The 12,658-nt window shown below is 39.7% G+C and carries 10 protein-coding genes; 7 read left to right on the top strand and 3 right to left on the bottom strand.

The annotated features are described in order from the left end of the window. Positions 1–36 precede the first annotated feature (36 nt). The gene (locus tag GUY17_RS09115) at positions 37–1,134 is read right to left on the bottom strand and encodes a DUF2066 domain-containing protein (RefSeq protein ID WP_101087592.1); all 1,098 of its coding nucleotides are present in this window, start codon (positions 1,132–1,134) and stop codon (positions 37–39) included. Positions 1,135–1,372: 238 nt separating this feature from the next. On the opposite strand from GUY17_RS09115, the gene GUY17_RS09110 reads away from it, so the two are divergent. Further along, the gene (locus GUY17_RS09110) at positions 1,373–2,602 is read left to right on the top strand and encodes a uracil-xanthine permease family protein (protein WP_101087591.1); all 1,230 of its coding nucleotides are present in this window, start codon (positions 1,373–1,375) and stop codon (positions 2,600–2,602) included. 123 nt (positions 2,603–2,725) lie between these two features. On the opposite strand, the gene grxD is transcribed toward GUY17_RS09110, so the two are convergent. Next, a complete protein-coding gene (gene grxD / locus GUY17_RS09105; protein WP_101087590.1) occupies positions 2,726–3,067 on the bottom strand; it encodes a Grx4 family monothiol glutaredoxin in 342 nt (113 codons plus the stop codon). A 234-nt stretch (positions 3,068–3,301) separates the two neighbouring features. Here grxD and sodB point away from each other — a divergent pair, with 234 nt between their 5' ends. From sodB to GUY17_RS09085, 4 genes are all read left to right on the top strand, one after another. Continuing rightward, on the top strand, positions 3,302–3,886 hold the full coding sequence (gene sodB / locus GUY17_RS09100) for a superoxide dismutase [Fe] (RefSeq protein WP_011637213.1): 585 nt from the start codon (positions 3,302–3,304) through the stop codon (positions 3,884–3,886). A 297-nt stretch (positions 3,887–4,183) separates the two neighbouring features. Next, on the top strand, positions 4,184–6,118 hold the full coding sequence (locus tag GUY17_RS09095; protein ID WP_162022937.1) for a PrkA family serine protein kinase: 1,935 nt from the start codon (positions 4,184–4,186) through the stop codon (positions 6,116–6,118). Between the two features lie 64 nt (positions 6,119–6,182). Continuing rightward, a complete protein-coding gene (locus tag GUY17_RS09090; protein WP_162022936.1) occupies positions 6,183–7,448 on the top strand; it encodes a YeaH/YhbH family protein in 1,266 nt (421 codons plus the stop codon). A 9-nt stretch (positions 7,449–7,457) separates the two neighbouring features. Next, complete coding sequence (locus tag GUY17_RS09085) at positions 7,458–8,969, top strand: SpoVR family protein (protein ID WP_162022935.1); 1,512 nt, start codon at positions 7,458–7,460, stop codon at positions 8,967–8,969. Between the two features lie 133 nt (positions 8,970–9,102). Here the strand turns inward: GUY17_RS09085 and fadR are convergent, their stop codons facing one another. Then, positions 9,103–9,822, bottom strand: a complete 720-nt coding sequence (gene fadR, locus GUY17_RS09080; protein ID WP_101087586.1) for a fatty acid metabolism transcriptional regulator FadR — start codon at positions 9,820–9,822, stop codon at positions 9,103–9,105. 588 nt (positions 9,823–10,410) lie between these two features. Here fadR and nhaB point away from each other — a divergent pair. Both nhaB and dsbB read left to right on the top strand, forming a co-directional pair. Next, a complete protein-coding gene (nhaB, locus tag GUY17_RS09075) occupies positions 10,411–11,997 on the top strand; it encodes a sodium/proton antiporter NhaB (RefSeq protein WP_101087585.1) in 1,587 nt (528 codons plus the stop codon). Between the two features lie 116 nt (positions 11,998–12,113). Next, positions 12,114–12,623, top strand: a complete 510-nt coding sequence (gene dsbB / locus GUY17_RS09070; RefSeq protein WP_162022934.1) for a disulfide bond formation protein DsbB — start codon at positions 12,114–12,116, stop codon at positions 12,621–12,623. Positions 12,624–12,658: the final 35 nt, after the last annotated feature.

Below are 12,658 nucleotides of genomic sequence, written 5' to 3'. Positions count from 1 at the left end.
TACAATTAAAGTGTACAGCGCACCTTTTGATAATACTTATTGGCCCAACCATTGATAAAGTAATTTAGGCGTAGAATTGTCGGCCTTAGACTCATAAAATGACTCCACACTGCCAACGGTATCTAATTTTGATAACCGACTATCAATATTAAGCAATCGTTGCAAATCATCTACACTGCTAAACAATTCTATCGTATAAGTGGCTGCTTCACCCTTAAACTGACTAAGTTTCAGGGATTTCACCGCACTAAGCTGACGAAGATAGGTTTCAATATTTACCACTTGAGTCATGTTGTTTAACCCAGTAAAGCTGACTTGGGTAGCTACATCACTGCCTGTCGAGGCTATGGCAAACTGGCTAATATAATAATCGGCCAGAATGTTCATCATTCGCTTCGTGGCTTGTTGATAATCCGTCGCTTCACCCTGTTGTGAAATTAACGGCTGTAGTACACCATTAGTTCTATTTTTATCAAATAATTTGATGGTGAAATGAACGTTACTGCTTTGAGTATCCAAATTGGCAATAGCGAAGTAATCAGCTTGATAACGGGTAGATGCATTAGCTAACACATCAGTAAACATTCCACGTACATCAGTGATACTCACTTGCATCACATCATCCAAATCCATAATAGGCAGCAATAACGGAATGCCTTTATTATTAGACTCTTGAGCCAACTCTGATCGAATATCGGCTGAAGAAGCATCAGCTAAAATAGACGGTTCATTATTTTCATCAACCGACATCCATAACAAGGTTAATGGTCGTTGACTGCCCCAAACAGGTAAACCGGCTTGACGTAACGTTGAAATAACCCGTTGATGGTCAAAGCTGGCTTTGAGCATGAGTTCACCATTTTTCTCATAATAACCGTATTGAGTCAAAATGACTTCTGGGTTATTAATTTGGTCTTTTACCAATGGGTTTAATACTACACTCGGCAGACCAGAGTTTTTTAAGAAAACGGCAGCTAATGCCTCTTTAAGGGCGTTATTTTTCACATCGTTTGCGCGTGAAGCTACCGTAATATCGGCTTCATCAAGCTTGCTCACTTCAGCAGCATGCACAAGCGTAATCGAGGTTAACGCAATTAGTGGTAACGTAATGAGATTAATTAGTTTTTTCAGCATCTGATAACATAAACGCAGCAAATATAAGTGAACAAATTATATCATAATAAAATTCTATCGAGTAATGGATAACGAAAACTCTTTTTTACTGCCGCCAAATTGACCCAGTATTGTAGCCATATCAAATAACAATAATCGCTACAGCGTCCTCAAAGTTGTTATGCATATTATCGCTTTTATGTGACAATTCGCGCCGTTTAATCACACGCTAACTTTCTAAATAATGATGGAGAACAATATGAAACGCGTGTTAATTCCGCTTCAAGGCGCACAAATGCTATTTGTCGCTTTTGGGGCACTCGTGCTAATGCCGTTATTAACGGGTTTAGACACCAGTGTCGCATTATTTACAGCCGGTTTCGGTACCCTACTGTTTCAATTAGTCACTAAACGTCAAGTACCTGTATTCCTCGCTTCTTCCTTTGCCTTTATTGCGCCCATTTTATATGGCGTACAAACATGGGGTATTCCTGCCACCATGGGCGGTTTAATGGCTGCTGGCGTGGTGTATATGCTACTTGGATTAACAGTAAAACTTCGTGGCACTGGATTTATACATACTTTATTACCTCCGGTTGTTGTCGGCCCAGTCATTATGATCATTGGCTTAGGCTTAGCGCCTGTAGCCGTCAATATGGCATTAGGTAAAAGTGGTGATGGAAGCTTGATCATCGTAGAGCAAAATGTCGCGCTAACGATTTCACTTTCGGCATTAATGACCACCATAATCGTAGCGATTTTTGCTAAAGGATTGGTCCGACTAATGCCTATTCTGGCGGGTATATTGGTTGGCTATGGTGTGAGCTTAGCCTTTGGTGTTGTCGATTTCACCCCAGTTACTCAAGCGGCTTGGTTAGCCATGCCAAACTTTGTCGCCCCAGAATTTAACTGGCATGCGATTCTATTTATGATCCCAGTTGCCATTGCACCAGCGGTTGAACATATCGGCGATATTTTAGCCATTTCTAACGTGACGGGTAAAGACTATTTTAAAAAGCCTGGTTTACATCGCACCCTTACTGGCGATGGTATTGCTACGATAGCAGCGTCGGCATTGGGCGGTCCGCCTAATACCACTTACAGTGAAGTAACCGGTGCGGTTACACTGACCAAAAGTTTTGATCCACGGATCATGACCTGGACAGCCATCACTGCGATAACCCTAGCTTTTGTCGGTAAATTGGGTGCCATGATGCAAACCATACCTGTACCGGTAATGGGCGGTATTATGTGCTTATTATTTGGCTCGATTGCAGCTGTTGGATTAAATACCTTAATTCGTCATCAAGTCGATTTATCTGAACCTCGTAATCTGAGTATTGTCGGGGTAACGTTGGTGTTTGGTATTGGCGGAATGGCGTTTGGTATTGGCTCGTTTAGCTTAACGGGGATAAGTTTGTGCGGTATTGTTGCTATTTTGATGAACTTGATTTTACCTGCCGTGAAAAAGCCACAGGTTGAAAAGTAACTTTCTGTAACCGCATGCAGAAGCACTGCTTTGTAAGTACATGTTTTAAAAAATAATAAAAAGCCCCAACAGCCTTTCGCTTTGGGGCTTTTTTTGAGTGCGTAAACACTCAATCATCTGCAATTACTCTGCTGCGTCTTCTGTACGGAATTTATCAGCAGTTGCTTTAATAATTGGTTGAAGTTCACCTTTTTGGAACATTTCAGTGATAATGTCACAGCCACCAATTAACTCGCCTTCTACCCATAATTGTGGGAATGTTGGCCAGTTAGCAAATTTTGGTAATTCAGCACGAATATCTGGATGCTGTAAAATATCTACGAACGCAAATTGTTCACCACAGTTGATCATCACTTGAGCAACTTGAGATGAAAATCCACAGCTTGGTAATTTAGGTGAACCTTTCATGTACACAATAATTGGGTTTTCGGTAATTTGCTGTTTAATCTTTTCTACAGTTTCCATTTGATTTCCTAAGTACGACGACTGAATACATAATGTCTATTGTACGACACCTAGACTAAGAACAAAATGCCACAGTTTGTAGGGTTTATCTAAAATCCATAAAATCGATTACTGCAATCCACATAATTCCCTAAACAATGATTCACATCACAAAAATAATCAGTACAATAGCAATAGAGCAATGTTACCTGATGGGTAAACAAAACGATAACCTGAATCCATGGAGAGATACTAATGGCCTTCGAATTACCAGCATTACCTTATGCAAAGAACGCACTTGAACCACACATTTCTCAAGAAACCATTGAGTTCCATTATGGTAAGCATCACAACACATATGTGGTTAAACTAAACGGTTTAGTTGAAGGAACTGAGTTTGCGGGCAAAACACTAGAAGAAGTTGTTAAAACTTCAACTGGCGGTATGTTCAACAACGCGGCTCAAGTTTGGAACCACACTTTTTACTGGAACTGCTTAGCACCTAATGCTGGCGGCGAAGCAACTGGCGATATCGCTGCTGCTATCAATGCTTCTTTTGGTTCTTTTGAAGAATTCAAAGCTAAATTTACTGATTCTGCAGTAAATAACTTTGGTAGCGCTTGGACATGGTTAGTGAAAAAAGCTGATGGTTCATTAGCGATTGTTAACACTAGCAATGCTGCTACACCGTTAACAGATGAGTCTGTTACGATTCTATTAACTGTAGATGTATGGGAACATGCTTACTACGTTGATTACCGTAACGCACGTCCAGAATATTTAGCTCACTTCTGGCAGCTTGTTAACTGGGAATTTGTTAATAAGAATTTTGCTGCTTAATTTCGATTAACTGCAAAAACTAAAGGAGCCTTCTGGCTCCTTTTTTTGTCATTTTATCCGCCTAAAGTACGCTGCCTATCATCAGACTATGTTTGCAACTATTGCAAATGCTACTGTTTGTTATTGTTTTTATTTGATTTATTTTTCATTAAAACTTCGCCAAGTTATTTACCCTGTCCTACACTTTAGTCGTAAAGCCTAATATTGCGCTAACAGATTTAACATTACATTCTTGACCATCGCATTCATCACTCAGGCTTTTTACGTCATACAACTGTACGTTTTGAGGGGGTTACTATGGGCATTTTTGAGCACTATCAACAACGCTATGAAAAAAAACGTGACGAAGAATATACCTTAGAGCAATTTCTCGATATCTGTAAACAAGACAGAAGTGCCTATGTGTCTGCTGCCGAACGGTTACTCATGGCCATTGGTGAACCGCAGATTATTGACACAGCAAAAAATCCAATTTTAAGTCGGATTTTTTCTAATCGTGTTATTGCACAGTATCCCGCATTTAAAGATTTCTATGGTATGGAAGATGCGATTGAACAAATCGTGGCCTACTTGAAACATTCTGCTCAAGGCTTAGAAGAGTCAAAGCAAATATTATATCTCTTAGGCCCTGTCGGTGGCGGTAAATCATCGCTGGCCGAAAAACTCAAAGCATTAATGCAACAAGTGCCGATTTACATATTAACTGCCGATGGCGTTCGTAGTCCTGTCAACGACCACCCATTTTGTCTGTTTGATCCTGAAGAAGACAGTGAACTACTCAAAAACGAATACAACATACCAAGTCGTTATATCAAAACGATTATGTCACCATGGACAGTAAAACGTTTACACCAGTATGGTGGTAATATCTCAAAATTTAGAGTCGTAAAAGTGTATCCATCGGTGCTCGATCAAATCGGTATTGCTAAAACAGAACCCGGAGACGAAAATAACCAAGATATTTCTGCTTTGGTGGGTAAAGTTGATATTCGTCAGTTAGAACATTTTTCACAAGATGATGCCGACGCTTATGCTTACTCAGGTGCGTTATGTCGTGCAAACCAAGGGTTGATGGAGTTTGTTGAAATGTTTAAAGCCCCCATTAAGGTACTTCATCCATTATTGACTGCGACTCAGGAAGGCAATTACAACGGTACTGAAGGCTTATCGGCCTTGCCGTATAACGGTATTATTTTGGCCCATTCTAATGAGTCAGAATGGTCCGCGTTTAGGAATAATAAAAATAACGAAGCGTTTTTAGATCGCGTCTATATTGTCAAAGTGCCCTATTGTTTGCGGGTATCTGAAGAAATGGAAATTTATCAAAAATTATTGGCTAATTCTGAATTATCCACTGCATCTTGTGCTCCTGGGACCTTAGAAACCCTGGCACAATTTAGCGTGTTATCGCGTTTAAAAGTGCCCGAAAACTCGTCTATTTATTCTAAAATGCGCGTCTATAACGGTGAAAGCTTAAAAGACACCGATCCCAAAGCGAAATCCTACCAAGAATATCGTGACTATGCTGGCGTAGATGAAGGCATGCAAGGGCTATCGACCCGATTTGCATTTAAGATTTTGTCACGAGTATTCAATTTTGACAGTGCAGAAATCGCCGCAAACCCAGTCCACTTATTTTATGTACTGGAAAAGCAAATTGAACAAGAACAATTTCCTAACGATATAAGTGAGAAATATTTAGAGTTTCTTAAAGGTTATTTAATCCCTAAGTATGTTGAGTTTATCGGTAAAGAGATCCAAACCGCTTACCTTGAGTCGTATTCTGAATACGGACAAAATATTTTCGATCGTTATGTTACCTATGCTGATTTTTGGATCCAAGATCAAGAATATCGCGACCCAGAAACAGGACAACTTTTTGATCGTGGTGCCTTAAATGCTGAATTGGAGAAAATTGAAAAACCAGCGGGGATCAGTAATCCAAAAGATTTCCGCAATGAAATTGTTAACTTCGTCTTACGTGCTCGAGCCAATAATGAAGGTAATAATCCTCTGTGGACTAGCTATGAGAAATTACGCACCGTGATTGAGAAAAAAATGTTTTCCAACACTGAAGATTTGCTGCCCGTTATTTCGTTTAACGGCAAAACATCGAATGACGATCAGCGTAAGCATGACGACTTTGTTAATCGCATGATGGAAAAAGGTTACACCAAAAAACAAGTCAGACTATTGTCAGAATGGTATTTACGAGTGCGTAAATCATCGTAGACACCCAATAATTGGTAGCGCCGCTGACCAGGGCGCTACCAAACATAAGACTTGGGAGCGACGTATGGCAAATTTTATTGATAGACGACTCAACGCAAAAGGAAAAAGCACTGTTAATCGGCAGCGTTTTATTGAACGCTATAAAAAACAAATCAAAAAAGCTGTCGGTGATGCGGTAACACGCCGAAGTGTTACGGATATTGATAAAGGTGAACAGATTAGTATTCCCAAGCGGGATCTCAGTGAGCCCGTTTTTAGGCAAGGACAAGGTGGAATAAGGGACAGAGTTCATCCTGGCAATGATCAATTTAATCGTGGAGACCAAATTCAACGGCCTAAAGATGGCCAAGGCGGTGCAGGTCGAGGCGATGCCTCAAATAGTGGCGAAGGTGACGACGATTTTGTATTTACTATTTCAAAAGATGAATATTTAGCATTGTTGTTTGAAGATCTCGAACTGCCAAACTTACAGAATAATCGCCTTAATAAATTGGTTGAATATCAAACCTATCGCGCAGGCTTCACCAATGATGGCGTACCCGCCAATATCAATATTGTCAGATCACTGCGTTCATCACTCGCTAGACGCATCGCCATGAGCGGCGGGAAAAAGAAAGCACTACAGGCATTGGAAGCCGAACTTGCGGTATTAGAAGATACTCCTGGCGCTCAAGCCGAGCGGATTATAGCCATCAAAGAGCAAATAACAGTGCTCAAGCAGCAAATCGCTAAAGTACCTTTTATCGATACCTTTGATTTACGCTATAACAACTATGCGAAACGCGAAGTCCCTTCTAGTCAAGCGGTGATGTTTTGTTTAATGGATGTGTCAGGTTCGATGGATCAAGCTACCAAAGATATGGCTAAACGTTTTTATATTCTATTGTATCTATTTCTGACCCGCAGTTATCAGAACCTCGAGGTAGTATATATTCGCCACCATACACAGGCAAAAGAAGTCGATGAACACGAATTTTTTTACTCACAAGAAACCGGCGGAACCATAGTATCAAGCGCATTAAAACTGATGCATGAAATACAACAAGCTCGTTACCCTGAAAATGAATGGAATATCTATGCAGCTCAAGCTTCTGATGGCGATAATTGGTCCGACGACTCCCCCACTTGCCATGAAATATTAGCAAAACATATTCTGCCCAAAGTACGCTATTTCAGTTACATCGAAATCAGTCATCGGGCTCATCAAACCTTGTGGCATCAATATGAACAGTTACAACAGCAGTTTGACAACATTGCGGTACAGCATATTCACCAAGTTGAAGATATCTATCCCGTTTTCCGTGAACTCTTTAAAAAACAAGCTATATAGGAGGCTATCATGGTTCAACATAAACGTAACCCGTTAGATGATGGTCCCGAGTGGACATTTGATTTACTGCAACAATATCAATATGAAATTGAACAGGCCGCGGCTTTCTTTAAACTTGATACTTATCCGAATCAAATTGAAATTATTACCGCGGAACAAATGATGGATGCCTATGCAGGGATAGGAATGCCCATTGGTTACACTCATTGGTCATTTGGTAAACGGTTTATCCAAACAGAACAAGGCTACAAGCGCGGCCAAATGGGGTTAGCTTATGAAATTGTGATAAATTCCGCCCCCTGCATCGCCTATTTAATGGAAGAAAATACCATCACGATGCAAGCATTGGTTATGGCTCACGCCTGTTATGGCCACAATAGTTTTTTTAAAAATAACTATTTATTTAACACCTGGACCGATGCCAGTTCGATTATTGATTATTTAGTTTTTGCTAAGAATTATATTCGTGAATGTGAATTACGTTATGGTGTAGAGCAAGTTGAACTGACCTTAGACTCTTGCCATGCATTAATGAATTACGGTGTAGACCGCTACAAACGTCCAGCTGAAGTGTCACTCAAAGAAGAACAAGCAAGACAACAAGAGCGTGAAGATTATCTGCAAAGCCAAGTGAATGACTTATGGCGAACGCTGCCTACATCACCACAAACAGACACCCCTGAAACGACGGCTATTTTCCCCAGTGAACCTCAAGAAAACATTTTATATTTTATTGAAAAAAACGCACCATTATTAGCACCTTGGCAACGTGAATTGGTGCGCATAGTACGTAAGATGGCGCAATATTTTTACCCACAAAAGCAAACCCAAGTGATGAACGAAGGCTGGGCAACTTTTTGGCATTACACCATACTCAATCGCTTATATGATACCGATAAAGTTACCGACCGTTTCATGTTGGAATTCTTGCAAAATCACACCGCAGTGGTCGCTCAACCTGCCTATAATAGTCCACATTATAGTGGCATAAACCCCTATGCTTTAGGGTTTGCAATGTTTATCGATATCAGACGCATCTGCGAAACCCCCACTGAAGAAGATCGAAAATGGTTTCCAGACATTGCAGGCAGCGATTGGCTGACAACGGTTCACTTTGCCATGAAACACTTTAAAGATGAGAGTTTTATTAGCCAATATTTATCACCTAAAGTGATTCGTGACTTTAAGCTATTTGGTATTTTAGATAATGAAAAACGCAGTCAACTATCAATATCGGCCATTCATGATGATCAAGGTTACCAAGATATTCGCAACACCCTATCACAACAATATAATCTGTCGAATATCGAGCCCAATATACAAGTACAACAAGTGCAAGTGAACGGTGACAGGTCAATTATCTTACGCTACATACCATTTGACGGCATCCCGCTGGCAGACAATCATCAAGAGGTATTAAAGCATTTACATCGATTATGGGGATTTAATGTCACCTTGGAGCAACTTGATGACTTAGGCATTGTTAGTACCTTATCAATGTGTCCAGAAACAGCAGCATAAAGTCTATCTAGTTTACAGTCTGTGGTTTGAACGAGATGAGTTATGCTATAAAAAAGAGCCAATCGATTTGATTGGCTCTTTTTTAAGTGTAAATGAGAGGTTTTACTCACTAATTCACTAATTCACTAATTCACTAGGATTTATCATGACCCATTTCAGCAGGTAAATCATCACGTAATTTTTGCCACATTTTGCCACTTTCGATACCATTGATACGCATTAATGCTGGTACGTCAGAGTAATTTTTATCTTTAGCTAACTTTTCAAGTTTGACATAAAAACGCATGGTTAATTCACGAGCTTCTTGGCTCGAAAAATAATATCGACCAACACGATTATAAAGACCTTTGAAACCATTTAAAATCAATACATACAATGGATTACCTGATGCAAAAGCTAATGTATGATGCAATTGGTAATCAAATGTAGCATACGCTTCTGCATCATTTTCTAAGCTATGAATACCCGCTAATACATCAACTACTTTTTCAGGATTGTGGCGAATGGAGGCCCGAAAATAAATGTTGCTTACGTTACCACGAGCAGCCATTAATTGGTCGACAAGTAGCGGGAAACCATCCGGATTTAAATCAGCAATGGTTTCTAAAATATTTAACCCAGACGTTTCCCAAAAATTATTCACCTGGGTAGGTTTACCATGTTGAATTTTCAACCAACCATCTCGAGCAAGACGTTGTAACACTTCTCTTAACGTTGTTCGAGTAACACCGATAAGTTCAGAGAGCTCACGTTCAGCAGGTAAAATTGATCCCGGTGGAAATTTGTTTTCCCAAATGGAACGAACAATATATTTCTCGGCAAAACTCGCTGGCCCTTTGGCATTGATGATCATCAGCCTTCATATCCTATTGCTAAACAATGGCGAAACTATTGTGACTGATCATACCAGAGCGGTAGAAAATAAAAACCATTGTTTAATCACTACGCTCATTACGATTGATTTTCAAACAACTAAACTGAGCAAAAATCAATAATTGAATATTCATCACATTAAACTACTATAATCATCGACATATCATCAATTTATCTGATAGAACTCTTTAAGTTTAGTATATAATGATGTAGCTAGTTTGTTAACGCTACGTGTTAATTCTAACGACAATAACAGCGTTACAATTCGATTTTTTTTAAGCTACACTAGCGATGAAAATAAGAGCCATACGTAGTTAGTGAGTAAACTATTTTGCTAACACATTGTTTGCTATAACAAGATATCTTTATTCAACAGAGAGTAATTGGCCAAAATACTCAGTTCAATCGAATTGAATTTTAAACTCAATTAACGAAAAATTGATGCTTATCAAGTTTTCTAATCTGAGTTGCCTCTATTCTCCCAAATCTATTTGAAAATAATGATGTATTGTAAGCTATCAAAAAATGGTAACAATACTGCCACAATAACAATATCGGAGAGGCTGATATGCCTGTAACCAAAAGTCAGGCGCTATTTGTAAACTTTTTAGGCAATTCACCTAAATGGTACAAATACGCAATTTTGGCATTTTTAGTAATAAATCCCCTGCTGTTTTTTTATGTCAGTCCATTTATCGCTGGATGGGTGCTAGTCGTTGAATTTATTTTCACTCTAGCAATGGCACTTAAATGTTATCCACTTCAGCCCGGCGGTTTGCTCGCAATTCAAGCCGTATTTATTGGCATGACATCTCCCTCGCAAGTTCTACATGAAATTGAAGCAAACTTAGAAGTATTGTTACTTTTAGTCTTCATGGTCGCTGGTATTTACTTTATGAAGCAGTTGTTACTGTTTGTATTTACCAAGATGATTACCAAAGTACGTTCGAAAATCATCGTTTCATTGATGTTTTGTACTGCGTCGGCATTCTTATCTGCGTTCTTAGATGCGTTAACGGTCATCGCGGTTATTATTGCTGTTGCCGTTGGTTTTTACTCTATCTACCACAAAGTGGCTTCAGGAAAGAGTTTTAATGATGGTCACGACCATACATCTGAAACAACTGAACAGTTAAACAATGAAGAATTAGAATCGTTCCGAGCATTCTTACGTAATTTATTAATGCATTCAGGCATTGGTACCGCTCTTGGTGGTGTTTGCACCATGGTTGGCGAACCACAAAACTTAATCATTGCGGCCCAAGCCCATTGGCAGTTTGGTGAGTTTTTCTTACGGATGTCGCCAGTGACAATGCCAGTATTGGTTGCAGGTATATTCACTTGTTTTCTTGTCGAAAAATTCAAAGTCTTTGGTTATGGTGCACAATTACCTGATGCAGTACATAAGATTTTAACTGATTACGCCACTCATGAAGACTCGCACAGAACCAATCAAGATAAAATGAAATTGGTTATCCAAGCCCTTATTGGTATTTGGTTAATTGCTGGTTTAGCACTTCACCTAGCTTCTGTTGGCCTCATTGGTTTATCAGTCATCATCTTAGCCACTGCGTTTAATGGTATAACCGACGAACATTCTTTGGGTAAAGCATTTGAAGAAGCTTTACCTTTCACTGCACTATTGGCGGTATTTTTTGCCATCGTTGGTGTGATTATTGACCAGGAACTGTTTGCTCCAGTGATCCAATGGGCATTAGGTTATGAAGGCAATATGCAGTTAGTGATTTTTTACATCGCTAACGGCTTGTTATCTATGGTCAGTGATAACGTGTTTGTGGGAACTGTTTACATTAATGAAGTGAAAGCAGCATTGATGAGTGGCCAAATCACTCGAGATCAATTTGACTTACTTGCTGTGGCAATTAATACCGGTACTAACCTACCTTCTGTGGCTACGCCGAATGGACAAGCAGCGTTCTTGTTCTTGTTAACCTCGGCCATAGCACCGCTTATTCGTTTATCGTACGGCCGTATGGTATGGATGGCGTTGCCTTATACGATTGTATTATCAATTGTGGGCGTGATGGCCATTGAGTCAGGTTTCTTAGTCGACATGACTGATTTACTTTATGAAACTCAATTAATTATCCACCACTCAGCCAAAGACATCAGTGGCGCGGCAATGGGGCATTAATTAAATCAGCTTATTGGACTTAGTAGATAAATTATCTTAAAGTCTCTATTGTTTGTGTAAACACCCTCATTTGAGGGTGTTTTTTTATCTGTTAACACATTTATTAGGAACTGAAATTGTCGCAACTACAGCAGTTTTGCCATAACCGTTTGTCTTGGGGTTTATTATTATTGTCCGCCATTGGATTGGAATTGGCAGCCCTTTTCTTTCAATATGGAATGGATCTAGCGCCGTGTGTCATGTGCATTTATATTCGGGTTGCTGTACTCGGTATTATTCTGGCTGCGCTGATAGGGATACTACAACCGAAAGTGTGGTTGTTACGATTTGTGGGTATGGCTGGATGGTCTGTATCGGCGGTTTGGGGCTTCAAATTAGCTTATGATCTAAACCAGATGCAAGTTAATCCTTCACCGTTTGCGACTTGTTCTTTTTACCCCGAATTCCCCAGTTTTATGCCATTAGACACCTGGTTACCTTCAGTATTCTCGCCAACAGGCATGTGTAGTGACTCACCATGGTCGTGGCTGTCTGTCAGCATGGCACAATGGATGATGCTTGGTTTTGCTGTTTATGGTGTTATTTGGTTGTTGATGTTGTTACCTGCACTTAAATCTGCAAAATAAATCAGCAAAAGTTCGAAATCAAATATAAAAAAGAC

It is taken from the genome of Shewanella sp. Arc9-LZ, from assembly GCF_010092445.1.
GTDB lineage: Bacteria > Pseudomonadota > Gammaproteobacteria > Enterobacterales > Shewanellaceae > Shewanella.
Note: the sequence above shows the minus strand (reverse complement) of the source record. Positions and strands in the feature narration are given on the sequence as shown.